This window comes from Nocardia sp. NPDC055165, assembly GCF_053606985.1.
In genome coordinates this window covers 1-17,499 of record NZ_JBSGSS010000013.1, presented here as the reverse complement: position 1 = coordinate 17,499, position 17,499 = coordinate 1, and the positions used below count along the sequence as shown (strand labels likewise).

The 17,499-nt window shown below is 69.0% G+C and carries 13 protein-coding genes; 3 read left to right on the top strand and 10 right to left on the bottom strand.

The window, feature by feature from the left end; all coding sequences use genetic code 11:
* Positions 1–33 precede the first annotated feature (33 nt).
* From obgE to ACWFRF_RS24505, 8 genes are all read right to left on the bottom strand, one after another.
* Positions 34–1,497, bottom strand: coding sequence for a GTPase ObgE (gene obgE, locus ACWFRF_RS24540; protein WP_378993744.1), 1,464 nt, complete (start codon positions 1,495–1,497; stop codon positions 34–36).
* Between the two features lie 122 nt (positions 1,498–1,619).
* Complete coding sequence (rpmA, locus tag ACWFRF_RS24535) at positions 1,620–1,886, bottom strand: 50S ribosomal protein L27 (RefSeq protein ID WP_056821498.1); 267 nt, start codon at positions 1,884–1,886, stop codon at positions 1,620–1,622.
* Between the two features lie 24 nt (positions 1,887–1,910).
* Positions 1,911–2,222, bottom strand: a complete 312-nt coding sequence (gene rplU / locus ACWFRF_RS24530) for a 50S ribosomal protein L21 (protein ID WP_067456085.1) — start codon at positions 2,220–2,222, stop codon at positions 1,911–1,913.
* Positions 2,223–2,482: 260 nt separating this feature from the next.
* A complete protein-coding gene (locus ACWFRF_RS24525) occupies positions 2,483–5,677 on the bottom strand; it encodes a translation initiation factor IF-2 N-terminal domain-containing protein (RefSeq protein ID WP_452452418.1) in 3,195 nt (1,064 codons plus the stop codon).
* 533 nt (positions 5,678–6,210) lie between these two features.
* On the bottom strand, positions 6,211–6,627 hold the full coding sequence (gene ndk, locus ACWFRF_RS24520; protein ID WP_266298471.1) for a nucleoside-diphosphate kinase: 417 nt from the start codon (positions 6,625–6,627) through the stop codon (positions 6,211–6,213).
* Between the two features lie 52 nt (positions 6,628–6,679).
* Entirely contained in the window at positions 6,680–7,021 is a 342-nt protein-coding gene (locus ACWFRF_RS24515; RefSeq protein ID WP_378994037.1) for a DUF4233 domain-containing protein, read from the bottom strand.
* A gap of 56 nt (positions 7,022–7,077) precedes the next feature.
* Positions 7,078–8,448 carry a bifunctional tetrahydrofolate synthase/dihydrofolate synthase gene (gene folC, locus ACWFRF_RS24510; protein WP_452452606.1) on the bottom strand — a complete coding sequence of 457 codons (1,371 nt, stop codon included), beginning with the start codon at positions 8,446–8,448 and terminating at the stop codon, positions 7,078–7,080.
* 107 nt (positions 8,449–8,555) lie between these two features.
* The gene (locus tag ACWFRF_RS24505) at positions 8,556–11,234 is read right to left on the bottom strand and encodes a valine--tRNA ligase (RefSeq protein WP_452452416.1); all 2,679 of its coding nucleotides are present in this window, start codon (positions 11,232–11,234) and stop codon (positions 8,556–8,558) included.
* 299 nt (positions 11,235–11,533) lie between these two features.
* Between ACWFRF_RS24505 and ACWFRF_RS24500 the strand changes: the two genes are divergently transcribed.
* On the top strand, positions 11,534–12,226 hold the full coding sequence (locus tag ACWFRF_RS24500) for an AAA family ATPase (RefSeq protein ID WP_379314004.1): 693 nt from the start codon (positions 11,534–11,536) through the stop codon (positions 12,224–12,226).
* On the opposite strand, the gene ACWFRF_RS24495 is transcribed toward ACWFRF_RS24500, so the two are convergent.
* A complete protein-coding gene (locus ACWFRF_RS24495) occupies positions 12,227–13,174 on the bottom strand; it encodes a diacylglycerol kinase family protein (protein ID WP_379314005.1) in 948 nt (315 codons plus the stop codon).
* Positions 13,171–14,799: an FAD-binding oxidoreductase gene (locus ACWFRF_RS24490; protein WP_379314006.1), complete on the bottom strand. Its 1,629-nt coding sequence runs from the start codon at positions 14,797–14,799 to the stop codon at positions 13,171–13,173. The genes ACWFRF_RS24495 and ACWFRF_RS24490 overlap by 4 nt, the downstream gene beginning before the upstream one ends.
* Before the next feature lie 196 nt (positions 14,800–14,995).
* Between ACWFRF_RS24490 and ACWFRF_RS24485 the strand changes: the two genes are divergently transcribed.
* Together ACWFRF_RS24485 and ACWFRF_RS24480 are read left to right on the top strand one after the other, a co-directional pair.
* Complete coding sequence (locus ACWFRF_RS24485; protein ID WP_378993732.1) at positions 14,996–15,604, top strand: TetR/AcrR family transcriptional regulator; 609 nt, start codon at positions 14,996–14,998, stop codon at positions 15,602–15,604.
* Positions 15,604–17,163: an FAD-dependent oxidoreductase gene (locus ACWFRF_RS24480; protein WP_452452413.1), complete on the top strand. Its 1,560-nt coding sequence runs from the start codon at positions 15,604–15,606 to the stop codon at positions 17,161–17,163. Before ACWFRF_RS24485 ends, ACWFRF_RS24480 begins: the two co-directional genes overlap by 1 nt.
* Positions 17,164–17,499: the final 336 nt, after the last annotated feature.

The window sequence follows — 17,499 nt, the reverse complement described above, 5'->3', positions numbered from 1 at the left end:
CCCGACAGCGATTTTCGCCGGGCGCGACCCACCTCACTCTTTGCGTTCGCCGTTTTCGTCGAGCAGACCACGTCGCGCCTGCGAGGCGAGCTTGCGCTCGGCCGCACCGATACGGTCGTTGGTCTCGAGCCGGAGGTCGGTTCCGCGGCCGGTCGGCTGCATATCGACACCCGCCGAGATCATCGGCTCCCATTCGAACGTCACACCGGCGATGGTGACCGGGCAGCCCGGTTGCGCACCCTGTTTGACCAGCGCGGCTTCGACACCCAGGCGAGCCAACCGGTCGGCCAGGTAGCCGACGGCCTCGTCGTTGTTGAAGTCGGTCTGGCGAATCCAGCGCTCGGGGCGAGTGCCGCGCACGATGAAACCACCCGCCTCCTCCGGGTCGGCGATGACGCTGAAGCCGGTCTCGTCGGTCGCGATCGGGCGGATGATGGTGCGCTTGGGCGCGGCCTTGGGGTGATCCTCGCGATACTGACGAACCATGTCGGCCAGCGCGAACGTCAACGGGCGCAGGCCCGCGCGGCTCACGGCGGAGATCTCGAACACCGGCCAGCCACGCTCGGCGAACTCGGCGGACACCATTTCGGCCAGCTCGGCCGCATCGGGCACGTCGGTCTTGTTGAGGATGACCACGCGCGGGCGGTCGGCCAGATCACCGAGGCTGGCGTCACCTGACAAGGCGGGCTTGTAGGCGGCGAGCTCGGCCTCGAGTGCATCGACGTCGGAGACCGGGTCGCGGCCGGGTTCCAGGGTCGCGCAGTCGACGACGTGGGCAAGCACCGCGCAGCGTTCGATGTGGCGCAGAAAGTCCAGGCCGAGGCCGCGGCCTTCGCTGGCACCGGGGATCAGGCCGGGCACGTCGGCGATGGTGAAGGTCGTGTCACCGGACAGCACGACGCCCAAGTTGGGGACCAGCGTGGTGAACGGGTAATCGGCGATCTTCGGCTTGGCCGCGGACAGCACCGAGACCAGCGACGACTTGCCCGCGGACGGAAAGCCGACGAGTCCGACGTCGGCGACCGACTTCAGCTCGAGTACGACGTCGACCTCGTCGCCCTCTTCGCCGAGCAGCGCGAAACCGGGCGCCTTGCGTGCCTTGGACGCCAGCGAGGCGTTGCCGAGGCCACCGCGGCCGCCACGGGCGATGATGAACCGGTTGCCCGCGCCGACGAGGTCGCAGACCACCTTGCCGTCGTCATCGACGACGACCGTTCCGTCGGGGACCTGCAGCACCAGATCGGCGCCGTTCTTGCCCTCTCGGTTGCTGCCCTCACCCGGCTTGCCGTTGCCGGCCTTGGCGTTGGGGTGGAAATGGAAATCGAGCAGGGTGTGGACGTTGGCGTCGACCTCGAGGATCACGTCGCCGCCACTGCCGCCGTTGCCGCCGTCGGGCCCACCGAGCGGCTTGAACTTCTCACGATGCACCGAGGCGCAACCGTGTCCACCTCTACCGGCACGAACATGCAGCACGACGCGGTCGATGAATTTGGACATGGGTTGATCCTCCTCCTTCTGACTAGTCGTTTGCGGTAAGGGGTGGGGAGAACACGACAGAGCGGGTCAGGGAATCAACCCTGACCCGCTCTGGTGTCTGTGGGGAGCGAAGCTCCAGGCGGTCAGGCCTGGACCGGCTCCGGAACGACGATGTTGACGGTCTTGCGGCCACGCTTGGTGCCGAACTCGACCGCGCCCGCCTCGAGGGCGAACAGCGTGTCGTCGCCACCACGGCCGACGTTCACGCCCGGGTGGAAGTGAGTTCCACGCTGACGGACCAGGATCTCGCCCGCGCTGACCTTCTGGCCGCCGAAACGCTTCACGCCGAGGCGCTGGGCGTTCGAATCGCGGCCGTTCCGGGAGCTGGATGCGCCCTTCTTATGTGCCATTGCTTCGTCTCCTCGGGAAAATTCTTACTTGATGCCGGTGACCTTGATGACCGTCAGCGGCTGACGGTGACCCTGGCGCTTGTGGTAGCCGGTCTTGTTCTTGAACTTGTGGATCCGGATCTTCGGGCCCTTGGTCTGGTCGATGACCTCAGCGGCCACGGAGATCTTGGCCAGCTTGTCGGCGTCGGTGGTCAGATCGGTGCCGTCGACGACGAGAACCGGGGTCAGCGCCACGGCGGTGCCGACCGCGCCCTCGATCTTCTCGACCTTCACCAGGTCACCGACCGCGACCTTGTACTGCTTTCCGCCGGTCTTGACGATTGCGTACGCTGCCATCGGTCGGCTTCCTCCACTCACATTGGTCCTGCACATGTCCACGCCGCAGCTGCGACGCGTATTCCTGGGCTCATCCCCGCACGAGCGGGGGAAGAACGTTTGCTGCCTGCGGTATCACCCGGCCTGCTCGGCTGGATGCTCAATCACTGGGCAGCGACCGACCTAGGTTACCAGAATGGTATCCACTCCCCCAATTCGGCCGGTCAGGGGCCGAATCGGGGCTTGCGTGCGCGGAGCGATCCGCGCACGCAAGCATCGGGTTACTTCGATTCGGCGGCCGGCGCGCCCGCGGGACGACCCACGGCGCGACGACGCGGCTTGCGCTCCGGGACGACCACCGGCTCCGCCGCGAAGTCCACGACGGCCGCCGCGGGCGGCTGCTCGTTCGCCGACAGGACGAATACGGCTCCCGCGCTGTCCGGCGCGGGCGCTGCCGTCGACCGGGCTACGCGACGCCTACGCGGTGCCCGCGGTGCGGGTTCCGCGGCGGCGGCAGCCGGTTCGGGCTCAGCGACCGGGGCCGGCTGCGCGGTCTCGACCGCGGCCGGTTCGGGCTGCGAGGTCTCGACGACCGGGGTCTCGGCGACAGCGGCGGTATCGGCAGCTGCCGAGATCACCGCTTCCTCCTCGGCCTCGGGTGCCTCGGGTTCCGCCTCGCCGGAGATGACCCCGGTGAGCGGCCCCTCGGTGCTCTGCTCGGTATTCGCCGCGGCGGCACCACGACCCGACCGGCGCGACCGCGAACGCGACCGCGACCTGGTGGGCTCGGCGGGCGCTTCCTCGACGACCTCGGTGTGCTCGTCGCTGGACTCGTCGTCGTGATGACCTGCCATCGCGAGTACCACCGGGTGGGCCCGCTTGACCGCGATGTCCTCTTCGGCGTGCTCGGCGGCCGGTGCGGTGCCGTTGGTCGCGGGCGCCGCGGCGGCCGCGGGCTTGTCGCGATCCTTACCGCGACGACGACGCGAACCGCCCTCCTTCGACCGCGGCTCCTCGACCCCGGACCCGGAATCCACCGGGTAGGAGTGCACGAGAATGCCGCGACCGTGGCAGTGCTCACAGGTGGTGGAGAACGCCTCGACCAGTCCGGTGCCCAGCTTCTTGCGGGTCATCTGGACCAGGCCCAGCGAGGTGACCTCCGATACCTGGTGGCGGGTGCGGTCGCGTCCGAGCGCCTCGGTGAGACGACGGAGCACCAGGTCACGGTTGGATTCGAGGACCATGTCGATGAAGTCGACGACGATCATGCCGCCGATATCGCGCAGCCGCATCTGGCGCACGATCTCCTCGGCCGCTTCCAGGTTGTTCTTGGTGACGGTCTCTTCGAGGTTCGACGAGCCCGAACCGGTGAACTTGCCGGTGTTGACGTCGACGACGGTCATCGCCTCGGTGCGGTCGATCACCAGGGTGCCGCCCGAGGGCAGCCACACCTTGCGATCGAGCGCCTTGGCCAGCTGCTCGTCGATCCGGAAGGCGTCGAACACGTCGACACCGTTGTTCTCGTGCCGGTTGACCCGCGGCAGCAGGTCGGGCGCCACCGTGCGGACATAGGTTTCGACGGTGCTCCACGCGCGGTCACCTTCGATGACCAGCTTGGCGAAGTCCTCGTTGAACAGGTCGCGGATGACCTTGACCAGCATGTCGGGCTCTTCGTAGAGGGCCTTCGGTGCGTTGGTCTCCTTGGCGGCGGCCTCTTCGATGGTGCGCCAAGCGGCCTGCAGCCGCTCGACGTCGCGAGCCAGTTCGGGCTCGCTGACACCCTCGGACGCGGTCCGGATGATCACCCCGGCGTCGGACGGAACGATCTCGCGCAGGATCTCCTTGAGCCGCTTGCGCTCGGTATCGGGCAGCTTGCGACTGATCCCGGTGGACGTGCCACCGGGCACGTACACCAGGAAGCGACCCGCGAGGGAGATCTGGGTGGTGAGACGGGCGCCCTTGTGACCCACCGGGTCCTTGGACACCTGCACCAGCACCTGATCGCCGGGCTTGAGCGCCTGCTCGATCTTGCGCTCGCGACCGCCGAGACCGGCGGCTTCCCAGTTCACCTCACCGGCGTAGAGCACACCGTTGCGGCCGCGGCCGATGTCGATGAACGCCGCCTCCATGCTGGGCAGCACGTTCTGGACCTTGCCGAGGTAGACATTGCCCACCATCGACGCCTGACCGGAACTGGTGACGAAGTGCTCGACGAGGATGTTGTCCTCGAGGACCGCCACCTGGGTGGTGGTCTGGTGACCGGGCGCGTGCTCGGCGGGGTCGAACGCCTTCTCGCGCACGACCATCACCCGGTCGACCGCCTCGCGGCGAGCCAGGAACTCCGACTCGGTCAGGATCGGCGGACGACGACGCCCGGCTTCCCGGCCGTCACGGCGACGCTGACGCTTCGCTTCCAGCCGGGTGGAGCCGGAGATGCCCTGCACTTCGTCGGGGTTGCTCGCGCTGGAACGGCCGCGGCTCTTGTTGCGGGGCTCGCGCTCGTGCACCACGGTGTTCGGCGGATCGTCTTCGGTCGCCGACTCGGCGTCGGCGGACTCACCACCGACCTTGCGACGACGGCGACGACGGCGACGACGGCTCGCGCCATCGGAGGAGCCGTCTTCGTCATCGGTGTCGGATTCGGTGTCCTCGGCCTGCTCGGCTTCGGCGGTGACCTGCTCGGCCGGCTGCTCGGCCTCGTCGGTGTCGTCGTCATCGCCGTCGGAGTCGGTGTCCTCGCCGTCGGCGGACTGCTCGCCACGACCACGACCCCGGCCACGACGGCCACGACGGCGGCGGCGCGGCTGGCCGTCGGCGTCGTTGTCACCGGACTGATCGGCGGACTCGTCCTCGGCCTCGGCGTCGAGCTCCTCGGCCTTGGGCGCGACGGTTTCCTCCACCGGCGGCGCGGTGGGCTCTTCGATCTTCTTGGGAGCCCGTTCGGCCCGACGGCGTTTGCGGGTCTCCTCGGCGGCGGTGGCGTCCGGCGGGAGGAACAACGGCATATCCACCGAGGCGGGCGCCTCGAAGGTCACCGGCTCGGCCCGCACGGGGGATTCCGACGCCCGGTGGGTGAACAGATCCGTGTGCGCGTCCTCGCGCATCGCGGCGAACACCTCGTCGGTGCGCGCGACGTGGGGCGCGGAGAACAGCGACGCGGGCGCCGCGGACGTGTCGGCCGGCTGCTCGGCGACGGGGGTGGACGCGGCACTCTTCTTCGCGCGCGTCGTGGGTGCGGGTGCTGAAGGTTCGCCGGGTTCGGCGTCAGCGGCGGCGATCGCGTCGCGCACCGTTTCGGCGACCGAACGGTCGACATTGGATTGAACGCTGCGCGCCTCGGCGCCCAACTCGGCCAGTTTGGCCAGGATGCGTTTGCTGGTCACTCCCAACCGCTTGGCCAGTGCATGAACTCGAATTCGCTCCGGCAATTGATCGGCATCCTGTTGTGTTGTGTCCAGCGGCTCTTTTTCGGCCACGAAGTCTCCTCGGGCCCCCGGGCGCGTCCTTCCCCGGTACGGGAGTGACGCGGCCGACGCGGGGGCATCGTCCGTGCACCTCGTACCCGATGGTACGAGGGTCATCTGGTCTCGCCCCGCGTGTCCGGTCGCACCTTGATCGATCATCTGGCGGGCCAACCGGTCACACGGCGCCTGGCTGTACGGCGTGGCACCGCGCTTTCGAGCGCTCATCCAGCGTGCCTGCGCGGGCGGCCCCAGCAACAGGGCCATCCGTGGCAGCGATGATCGGCATCAACCGCGGTGTCATCCGGTCATGTCCGACACCGCGTCACGTACCTGCGCGACAGGTCGGCGTCGAACACATCCGTAATCAGTATCCCATACGGTTCGCGCGGGGATCGCCATCGGCGCAACTCACGCGAACTCCGCCCCGCTCACGGCGGTGGTATCACCCGGTGGATCCGGCAAGCGAGGGCGCCCCGGCCGAGCGGAGTTCGATACCGCCTGACCGGGTGTCCTTCTACCTTTGCTGCGCTATCGACCGCTGCCGGTCAAGCGGGAAATTCGGGGAACCAGAGGGCGATCTCGCGCTTGGCGGACTCGGGCGAGTCGGATCCGTGGACCAGATTGAACTGGGTCTCCAGGCCGAAGTCGCCGCGGATGGTGCCGGGCACGGCCTTCTCTACCGGGTCGGTGCCACCGGCGAGCTGACGGAACGCCGCGATCGCGCGCGGGCCTTCGAGCACGGCCGCGACGACCGGGCCGGAGGTGATGAATTCGATGAGCGAGCCGAAGAAGGGCCGCTCGGCATGTTCGGCGTAGTGCTCGGCCGCGAGTTCCGCGGACACGTTCTTCAGCTCCAAGGCCTGGAAAGTGAGGCCCTTGCGCTCGATGCGCGCGAGGATCTCGCCGGTGAGGCCCCGGGAGACACCGTCCGGCTTGATGAGTACCAACGTCTGCTCAGTCACGGGGTAACCCTAGCGTCGGCCGTGTCAGGACGCCGATCGGGCCCTCGAGCGGTCAGGACTTGGTGCCCATTCGCTGGCTGGGGAGCAGTCCCGCGTCCATTCGGCGCTGGACATCCGAGCGCAGGACGAGGATGAACGCCCAGACCGCGATGAACACCACCGCGATCACGCCGATCGACAGGTGGATGAAGGCGCCCGCGAGCAGCAGCACCTGCAGGCCCAGGTTGAACGGGATCGCCCACGGCTTCCGCTGTACACCCGCGCCCAGGATCATCAGCACCGAGAGCACCACGAGATAGGTTCCGGAGAACCACGTGACACCGCCGCCCACGTCGGCGACCACCGGCAAAGCCAGCAACACCACGATCGCCTCGAGGATCAACGTCCCCGCCATGACGCCGCGCAGACCCTTCCACGGATCATTGGCGGGAGGGGGCACTTGTTCTTCACTCACGCCGGAGCCTTTCCGAACAGGGCGCGCGCCGCGCCCGCGGTGACGACCGACCCGGTGACCACCACGCCGGCGCCGGAGATCACGTCGCCCTCATCGCCCGCCTGCTCGGCCAGCGCGATCGCCGACTCCAGCGCGTCGGGCAGGGTCTCGGCGGTGATCACGCGTTCATCGCCGAACCGCTGCACGGCCAAGTCGGCCAGCGAGTCCACGTCCATGGCCCGCGGCGAGCCGTTGCTGGTGACGACGATTTCGTCGAAGACCGGTTCGAGCGCGTCGAGGATCCCGGCCGCGTCCTTGTCGGCGAGCACCGCGACCACCCCGACCAGCTTGCGGAAGTCGAACTCGCCGGTGAGCGTCGCGGCCAGCGCCTGCGCACCCGCCGGGTTGTGGGCGGCGTCGACGAAGATGGTCGGCGCGTTGCGCATCCGTTCCATCCGCCCCGGGCTGGCCACCGTCGCGAAACCGGTGCGCACGGCCTCGATATCGAGCTGACGATCCGCGCCCGCCCCGAAGAACGCCTCCACCGCGGCCAGCGCCAGAGCCGCGTTGCGGGCCTGGTGCTCGCCGTGCAGCGGCAGGAAGATCTCGTCGTAGACGCCGCCGAGCCCCTGCAGGGTGAGCAGCTGCCCGCCGACGGCGACGCCCCGTTCCAGCACCCGGAACTCCGCGCCCTCGCGGGCCACCGCGGCATCCTCGGCGACGGCCCGGCGCAGCAGCACGTCCATCACCTCGGGTTCCTGCTCGGCGATCACCGCGACGGTGTCGGTCGGGATCAGCGCCTCGGGTGCGCGCTTGATGATCCCCGCCTTCTCCTTGGCGATCGACTCGAGGTCGGGACCGAGGTACTCGGTGTGGTCGAGGCCGATCGGGGTGATCACCGCGACCTGCGCGTGGATCACATTGGTGGCGTCCCAGGTGCCGCCCATCCCGGTTTCCACGACGGCCACATCGACCGGCGCCTCGGCGAACGCGGCGTAGGCCATGCCGGTGAGCACCTCGAACTTGCTCATCGCCGGGCCGTCGGATTCGGCGGAGCGCTGGTCGATCATGCCGATATAGGGCGCGAGCTCGTGATAGGTCGCCACATAGCCGGCCGGGGAGATCGGTGCGTTGTCGATGCTGATCCGCTCGGTCGCCAGCTGCAGGTGAGGGCTGGTGATCCGGCCGGTGCGCCGATGCAGGGCGGTGAGCAGGGCGTCGATCATCCGGGTCACCGAGGTCTTGCCGTTGGTGCCCGCGACGTGGATCGCCGGATAGTTGTTCTGCGGGTTGCCCAGCAGATCCATCAGGGTGGCGATCCTGGTGAGCGAGGGTTCGATCTTGGTTTCGGGCCAGCGCTTGTCGAGCTCGGCCTCGACCAGCGCCATCTCGGCGAGGTCGACCGGCGACGGCCCGGTGCTGAGCTGGGCCGCGCTGTAGTCGCTGCCGCCGAAGTCGGCGTCTTCGGGGTCGAGGTCACCGGGGCCCATGTCGCTCACTTGGCGCTCAGCTCCGCCAGGCGGGCGCCGATGCGGGTGACTTCGGCCGCGGCCACATCACGTCGACCGGTGATCTTGTCGACGACCGGCTGCGGCGCCTTGGCCAGGAAGGCCTCGTTGCCGAGCTTGGCCGTGGTGGTGTCGAGGTCCTTCTGCGCGGCCGCGAGATCCTTCTCCAACCGGCGACGCTCGGCGTCGAGGTCGATCGCGCCGGAGGTGTCGAGCTGCACGGTGACGGTGCCGCCGGACAGCCGCACCTCCACCTCGGCGGTGGTGGCGAAGTCCTCGCCCGGTTCGGTGAGCCGGGCCAGATTGGCCACCGAGTCGGCGAACCCGCCGAGCCCGACCTCCTCGATCCCGACGAGCGTGGCCTTCACCTTCTGCTTGTCGGCCAGGCCCTGATCGCCGCGGAACCGGCGGATCTCGGTGATCAACCGCTGCGTATCGGCCACGCGCTGCGCGGCGAGTTCGTCGGTCGCCACGCCACTGGCCTGCGGCCACGCGGCGATCACCACCGATTCACCGCCGGTGAGCGCCTGCCACAGGGTCTCGGTGACGAACGGGATCACCGGGTGCAGCAGGCGCAGCACCGCGTCGAGCACACTGCCGAGCACGACCGCGGTGCTCTCGGCGCGCGCGTCGGATTCGGCGAACTGCACCTTGGACAGCTCCAGGTACCAGTCGCACAGCTCGTCCCACGCGAAGTGGTAGAGCGCCTCACAGGCCTTGCCGAATTCGTAGGCGTCGAAGGCGGTGTCGACCTCGGCGCGGACCGCGTCGAGCCGGTCGACGATCCAGCGGTCGGCGTCGGTGAGGGTCTCGCGCGGGGGCAGCTCACCGGTGCGCGCACCGTTCATCAGGGCGAACTTGGTGGCGTTGAACAGCTTGGTGACGAAGCTGCGCGAAGCCAGTGCGTGCGCATCGCCAACGGACAGATCGCCGCCGGGCTGGGCGCCGCGGGCCAGGGTGAAGCGCAGCGCGTCGGCGCCGTAGGAGTTGATCCAGTCGAGCGGATCGATGCCGTTGCCGCGCGACTTCGACATCTTCTTGCCGTGCTGGTCGCGGATGAGGCCGTGCAGGAACACGTCTTCGAACGGGACCTGCTTCCGGCCGCCCTTACCGGCGGTGAGCACCGGATCGTCGCTCACGTACATGCCGAACATCATCATCCGGGCCACCCAGAAGAACAGGATGTCGTACCCGGTGACGAGCACGCTGGTCGGATAGAACTTCGACAGCTCGGGGGTCGAGTCGGGCCAACCCATCGTGGAGAACGGCCACAGACCCGAGGAGAACCAGGTGTCGAGCACGTCCGGGTCCTGCACCCAGCCCTCGGGCGCTTCCTCGCCGGGGCCGAGGCACACGATCTCGCCTTCGGGGCCGTACCAGATCGGGATGCGGTGGCCCCACCACAGCTGACGCGAGATGCACCAGTCGTGCATGTTGTCGACCCAGTCGAACCAGCGCGGTTCCTGGCTGGCCGGGTGGATCTTCACGTCGCCTTCACGCACGGCGTCGCCCGCGGCCTTGGCCAGGGTGTCGACCTTGACCCACCACTGCATCGACAGGCGCGGCTCGATCGGCTCGCCGGAGCGCTCCGAGTGACCGACCTGGTGCTTGTAGGGGAACTTGCGGCCGACGATGCGGCCTTCGGCCTCGAGCCGCTCGCGGATCTTCACGCGGGCCTCGAAGCGGTCCATGCCGTCGAATTCGGTGCCGCTGTCGGCGATCCGGCCGGTCTTGTCCATGATCGTCGGCATCGGCAGGCCGTGGCGCAGGCCGAGCTCGAAGTCGTTGGGGTCGTGCGCCGGGGTGATCTTCACTGCGCCGGAACCGAATTCGGGGTCGACGTAGTCGTCGGCGACGATCGGGATCTGACGGCCGGTGATCGGGTGGTACAGCGTGGTGCCGATCAGCGCCTTGTACCGCTCGTCGTCCGGGTGCACCGCGACGGCGGTGTCACCGAGCATCGTCTCCACGCGGGTGGTGGCCACGATCACGTGCGGTTCGTCGTCGTTCAGCGAGCCGAACCGCATGCTCACGAGCTCGCCGTCGACCTCCTTGTGGTCGACCTCGAGGTCGGAGATGCCGGTCTGCAGCACCGGCGACCAGTTCACCAGGCGCTCGGCGCGGTAGATCAGCCCCGAGTCGTAGAGCCGCTTGAAGATCGTCTGCACGGCACGCGAGAGGCCGTCGTCCATGGTGAAGCGGTCGCGGCTCCAGTCGACGCCGTCGCCGAGGCGACGCATCTGGCCCTGGATCTGCCCGCCGGACTCCTGCTTCCAGTCCCACACCTTGTCGATGAACAGCTCACGTCCGAAGTCCTCTTTGGACTTCCCGTCGACGGCGAGCTGCTTCTCCACCACCGTCTGCGTGGCGATACCCGCATGGTCCATGCCCGGCAGCCACAGCACCTCATAGCCCTGCATCCGCTTGCGGCGGGTGAGCAGGTCCATGATCGTGTGGTCGAGCGCGTGGCCCATGTGCAAGGTGCCGGTGACGTTGGGCGGCGGCAGCACGATCGAGTACGGCGGCTTGCTCGAGGAGGCGTCGGCGGCGAAGTACCCGGCGTTGACCCAGCCCTCGTACAGGTCGGCCTCTACCTCGCCGGGGTTCCAGCTCTTGGGCAGGGCATCGGCACGATTACGCGAGTTGTCAGGGGCTGCGCTGGTCACGTCCCAATCCTAAGGGGAGCGGCAACCAGCTTTTTCCCCGCCTACCCGAGCACAAAAAAAGACGGAATCTTCGGTGGATGAGGGACACCGAAGACTCCGTCTACAGCTCTGATACTACCGGCGATCGACCCCACTCAGCAGAATCCATATGGAATTCTCAGCTTCTACCCGGTGCTGGTCAGCATGGTCTGTGACGCGCCACGACGACACGCGGAAACCGTTGTCTCCCAACCCTCCAGCCGAAATATCCGGGCAACCCCCGATTGCCGTTTTGTCCGTTTTACCGGACCCTGGAGAGGGTGACGCCCCCGCTCGATTCCTCGTCTCCCGTTCCCGCGTCGGCACCGAGGATCATCACCCCGATCGCCCTGCTGGACCTGCGCGCGAGCGAGGTCCAAGAACTGCGCTACCCGAGCACCACCGTTCTGGTCTTCGCCGGTGTCCCCGGCGCGGGAAAGTCCACCGCACTACACCGCTTCTTCGGCTCGGGACCCGATGCCGAGCAACCGGTGCGGACCGCGTCCGGCGCCCTCGTCCTCGACTCGAATCACACCCGCAATCGCCTGCGTCACCGGTTGGGCTGGGCGCCGTATTCCCTGTGGCGCCCGCTGGTCCACCTCGCGCACTACCGCGCGATCCGCGACGCGGTCCGCGACAGCGACGGACCGGTCGCCATCCACGACTGCGCCACCTTCCGCTGGAGCCGTCGCCTGATCGCCCGCTGGACCGAGCAGGGCCGCCGCGAACTGCACATGGTGCTCATCGATGTGCCCGCCGAGCAGGCCAGATCGGGTCAGATCAGCCGAGGCAGAAGCGTCAACAGCCTGGCCTTCACGGGACACTGCCGCCGCTGGGAAACGATGATGGACTCCCTGGGAGCCCGCGGCACCGCCCTCGCACCGGACCCGCAACCGCTGTCCTCGACCTCGGTGGTGATCATCGACCGCCCGACACTGCACGCGGTGTCCCGGATCGCCTTCGACCCGGCTTGATCAGGGCACCAGCACGCTCAACGCGCCCGGCATCGCCTGCACCGTCACCGGCAACATCCCCGCAGGCTCACCATCGGCCGTGGCGTATCCGCCCTCGGCACCGACCGTGATCCGCCGCGCCCGATAACGCTTGGTCGCCGGATGGTCGATCCGTTTGCCCGCCGACAACGCGGGCAGCAGCCGCGCCATCTCCAGCCGTGACACCGCGCCGACCACCGTGATGTCGAGGTACCCGTCGTCGGCGAGCGCTTCCGGACACACCAGCATGCCGCCGCCGTAGGTGCGGGTGTTGCCGATCGGCGCCATCACCGCGTCGGTCAGGATCACCACGTGGGAGTCGGGCGGATTGTCCAGCGCACCGGGCGCGAGGCCGGACAGCTCGATCCGGAACGGCAGTGTGTAGCCACGCATCAGCTCGACGACCGCGGCAGCGGTGTAGCGCAGCGGGCCGCGGGGATAGCGCATCTTGTTGGCGCGCAGCGTGACTCGCGCGTCGAAGCCGGTGCCGACCACGGTCGCGAACCAGGTGGGTGCGGCGTCCGCCGATTCGATCCGCCCCAGATCGATGGTCCGGGCTCGACCGCCCAGCACGATCTCGACGGCAGCCCGGGGGTCACCGGTCGGTATCCCGAATTCGCGCGCCAGGTCGTTGCCGGTGCCCGCGGGCACCAGCCCGAGCGGCACCCCGCTGTGCGCGACAGCGGCCAGCAGCACGTTCATCAGCCCGTCACCGCCGACGCAGATCACCGCATCCGGCCGGTCCTCGCCGGCCACGAGCGTCCTGACCTGTGTCACCGACTCGTCCGCGCTCGGGGCTCGCACCTCGACCACCTCGACACCGCGCGCCAGCAGTTCGGCCAGCACTGCCTCGGCGACGTCGTCGCCCCGGCCCGACCCGGAACGCGGGTTCGTGACGACGACAACGCGCCGCATCGAATGTTCGCTCACGGCACCAGCTTCCCAGGGTTGAGCACTCCGGTGGGGTCGAGTTCGCGCTTCACCGCACGCAACACCCGAACCCCCAGGTCACCGATTTCAGCGCCCATCCACGGCCGGTGGTCGGCGCCCACGGCGTGGTGGTGGGTGATGGTGCCGCCCGCGGCGACCATCGCGTCGCTCGCGGCGGATTTGGCGATGCGCCACTGCGCGATCGGATCATCGAGCTGCTTGGCGACGACGGTGAAATACAGCGATGCCCCGGTTGGATAGGTGTGCGAGATGTGGCACATGACCAGTGCGGGCGTGCCCTGCGCACCGAGCGCGTCCATCAGCGCGCCGGTGACCTTCACTTTGAGATTCGCCAGATTGGCCCAGCTGGTAGCGGTTTCGAGCGTCTCGCACAGCACGCCGACATCGAGCAGCGCGTCACGCATGTACGGCGCGGCGAACCGACCGTGCTCCCACTGCTGGGCAGGTGCCTCGCCGAGTGCGGTGCCGCCCGCGGCAGCGAGCAGTTCGCTCGCCTCGGCGGATCGGGCCGCGACATGGGCCCGGCTGCCTTCGAAGGTGGTGATGGCGAGACAGCCCGATACCGGATTGCCGCCGACGTCGGCGGAGCGCGCCAGGTTCAGACCCGTTTCGGCCTCGTCGGACAGCCGCATCACCGTCGGCGCGGCGCCGGCCTGCACCACACTGCGCAGTGCCGCGGCGCCGGTGGCGAAGTCCGGGAACGACCAGGCTTGGTAGCCCACGGTTTCCGGCACGGGATGCACCCGCAGGGTGACCGAGGTGATGATGCCGAGCGCGCCTTCGGATCCGACGAACAACTCGCGCAGGTCTGGACCGGCTGCCGACGCGGGCGCGCGCCCGAGGTCGAGGGTGCCCTGCGGGGTGGCGATCACCAGGCGTTCGACCATGTCGTCGAACCGGCCGTAGCCCGCCGACGCCTGACCCGACGACCTGGTCGCGGCGAACCCGCCGATGCTGGCGAATTCGAAACTTTGCGGAAAGTGCCCGAGCGAGAGTCCGTGCGCACCGAGCAACTCCTCGGCCTGCGGGCCGGTGAGTCCGGCGCCGAGGGTGGCAGTGCCGCTGGCCGGATCTACCGCGGTGAGCGTGTCGAGCCTGCGCAGATCGAGTGCGATCACGGTGCCGAACTGCCCACGCACGGGATCGACGCCACCGACCACGCTGGTTCCGCCACCGAACGGTACGACGGCGACGCCGTGTTCGGCGCAGTACTCCAGCAGCGCCAGGACCTGCGGGTGATCGGCGGGGAAGACGACGGCGTCGGGGGCGTCCTGCGGGGTGTTCGCGCGTCGGCGCAGCAGGTCTGGGGTGCTCTTGCCGCCCGCGTGCCGCAGCCGGTCGAGATCGGCGGTAGTGAGATGTTCGTCACCGACGATCGCCGCCAGGCCTGCCCGATCGGCGGCCGTGAGCGTGGTGGGGATCAGCGGCACATCGTTCTCGTCGCGGCGTACGACCGGCTCACCCGAGATCCCGAACACCTGCGCGAGCAGGCCACGGATCTGCGCCGACAGCGGCTGGTGACCGGCGGCTACGCCCCAGGCGTCCCACACCATGCTCGGTGCCACGGTGGCGGACCCGGTTTGTTCGTGTTGCGTCTCGACCATGCGTTACATAATGACATATAGTGTCAAGCAGTAACCAACGATATGTCCCAGAGTCGACATCCGTACCGCTGTCGGATGTCACTACCGACCCTTCGCGACGGAAACCCCGCTGGTCCGCTCGATACCCTTGGGCGGTTCCAGCCCGACCACGGCGCAGCTGTCCCGGCGCCACCGAACCCACCGGCGGTGAAGCACGATGATCGATCTCGCGACCCACGCTGACCAGCTTTCGCCCACCGACGTGGCGATTCTCGATGCCACGCGGGCCTGCGTCGTCGACTTCGGGGTTCGCCGAACCACGCTCACCGAGGTGGCGCGCCGGGCCGGGGTGAGCAGGCCGACGGTCTACCGCCGCTGGCCCGACACCGGATCGCTGATCGCCGAACTGCTGGTGCGTGAACTGCGCACGATCGTCGCCGAAACCATGCCCGACACCGGCCTCGGCCGGGATCGGCTGGTCCACGGCATCGTGACGGGCTCGGCGGCGATTCGGTCGAACGCGGTGTTCGCCAAGATCTTCCGCACCGACACCGACCTGATGCTCACCTATGTGTTCGGCCGGCTCGGCCGCAATCAGCGCACGCTGATCGGGCTGTTCGCGACCGTGATCGAGCTCGGGCACCGAGACGGGTCGATCCGGTCGGGTGATGCCGAGCACATGGCCACCATGCTGCTGCTCATCACCCAGTCGGCGGTGCAGTCGGCGGGCACGGTGGAGTCGCTGCTGGCCGGTGCGGAGTTCGACGCCGAATTGTCCAGGGCTATCGAGGGTTATCTGCTCCCGCCACCCGAGAAGGACTCCTGATGCCTGCTGACTTCCCCATTTCCGGTGCCACCCTGAACGCCGCGCGCCGCACCACCGACCTCACCGCACTGGGCGAGAACCCCGAGGTCGACGTGGTGGTGATCGGCGCCGGTGTGACCGGAACCGGCGTCGCCCTCGACGCCGCCGCGCGCGGACTGCGCACAATCCTGGTGGAGCGCAACGACTTCGCCTTCGGCACCAGCCGCTGGAGTTCGAAGCTGGTGCACGGTGGGCTGCGATATCTGGCGAGCGGACGGGTCGGGATCGCGCACGAGAGCGCGGTCGAACGCGGCATCCTGTTGCGCACCACCGCACCACATCTGGTGCACCCACTCCCCCAACTCGTTCCCTTGCTGCCCGGCATCAAGCTGGGCCAGAGCTCACTCATCCGCGCGGGCTTCGCCGCCGGTGACGCGCTCCGGATCGCCGCGCACACCTCGGTCGACACGTTGCCACGCTCGCGCCGGGTGGCCGCCGCCGAGGCCCTGCGCCTGGCACCGACCGTGCGGCGCGACGGGCTGCGCGGTGGATTGCAGGCCTGGGACGGTCAACTCGTCGACGACGCCCGCCTGGTCGTCGCGCTGGCTCGCACGGCGGCCGCGCACGGCGCGACGGTGCTCACGCGCATGGAGGCGGTTGCCGCGAAGGGTGATTCGGTCCAGCTGCGCGACAGCCTGACCGGCGAGACCTTGACGGTTCGGGCGCGCGCGGTCGTGAACGCGACCGGAGTCTGGGCGGGCGAGGTCGACCACAGCATCGAACTGCGGCCCAGCCGCGGCACCCACCTCGTCTTCGACGCCGCGGCGTTCGGTGGCCTCAGCGCCGCGTTGACGGTGCCGGTACCCGGCAGCATCAGCCGGTTCGTCTTCGCGCTGCCCGCCGCGCACGGCCGCGTCTACCTCGGTCTCACCGACGAGGACGCGCCGGGCCCGATCCCCGACGAGCCACAGCCCACCGAGGCCGAGATCGACTTCCTGCTCGACACCATCAACACCGCGCTGCGCGAACCGTTGACCCGCGCCGATATCCGCGGCCGGTTCGCCGGCCTGCGCCCGCTGCTGAAGACCGCCGACGACAGCACCGCCGACATCTCCCGCGAACACGCGGTCCTCACCGCTCCCGACGGCCTGATCACCGTCGTCGGCGGCAAGCTCACCACCTACCGCCAGATGGCCCAGGACGCCGTCGACGCCGCGGTCGCCCAGGCCGCGCTCACGGCAGGCCCTTGCCGCACCACCCGGATCCCCCTGGTCGGCGCGGTCGCCGGTGCCGCCCGCGACCGGATCGATGCCCCACCGGTCCTCATCGAGCGCTACGGCAGCGAGGCGAGCCAGATCGTGTCCGCCTGGCTGGCCGATCCCACCCTCGCCGAACCGGTCGCCCCCGGAATCGACGTCACCGCCGCCGAATTCGACTTCGCCATCACCCACGAGGCCGCCCTCACCGTCGACGACCTCCTGGACCGCCGCACCCGCATCGGCCTGGTCCCCACCGACCGCGAAGCCGCCACCCCCGCCGCCGAAGCCGCCTTCACCAGACACGCCGCCATCACCACCTGATCAACCAAGCCTTCCCCCGACCGCACTCCCAACCACACGGTCCACCCAACCCCCCGTCTTGAACAACCACCGCGCGCACCCCAGCCAGTCCCCTCGTCAAAACCACTGCGCACACACCAGCCAGTCCTCCTCGTCAACAACCACACCGCACACACCCAGCCAGTCCCCCTCCCCACCAACCACACCGCAAACCCAGCCCGTCCCCCTCTTCAACAACCCACCCAACCCAGCAACCGCACTCCCGACCCCTAGGGAGGGACGGCCACGAAGTGGCCGGTCCGCGGCCGGGTCGCCGGTCAGGCGCCGCGGAGATGCGACGAAGGAGCGATTCCGCGG

Coding starts and splice junctions, on each gene's coding strand:
- obgE (WP_378993744.1), bottom strand. CDS start 1,497: ATGTCCAAATTCATCGACCGCGTCGTGCTGCATGTTCGTGCCGGTAGA.
- rpmA (WP_056821498.1), bottom strand. CDS start 1,886: ATGGCACATAAGAAGGGCGCATCCAGCTCCCGGAACGGCCGCGATTCG.
- rplU (WP_067456085.1), bottom strand. CDS start 2,222: ATGGCAGCGTACGCAATCGTCAAGACCGGCGGAAAGCAGTACAAGGTC.
- ACWFRF_RS24515 (WP_378994037.1), bottom strand. CDS start 7,021: ATGGCGGGGACGTTGATCCTCGAGGCGATCGTGGTGTTGCTGGCTTTG.
- folC (WP_452452606.1), bottom strand. CDS start 8,448: ATGGCGCTGGTCGAGGCCGAGCTCGACAAGCGCTGGCCCGAAACCAAG.
- ACWFRF_RS24490 (WP_379314006.1), bottom strand. CDS start 14,799: ATGGTCGAGACGCAACACGAACAAACCGGGTCCGCCACCGTGGCACCG.
- ACWFRF_RS24485 (WP_378993732.1), top strand. CDS start 14,996: ATGATCGATCTCGCGACCCACGCTGACCAGCTTTCGCCCACCGACGTG.
- ACWFRF_RS24480 (WP_452452413.1), top strand. CDS start 15,604: ATGCCTGCTGACTTCCCCATTTCCGGTGCCACCCTGAACGCCGCGCGC.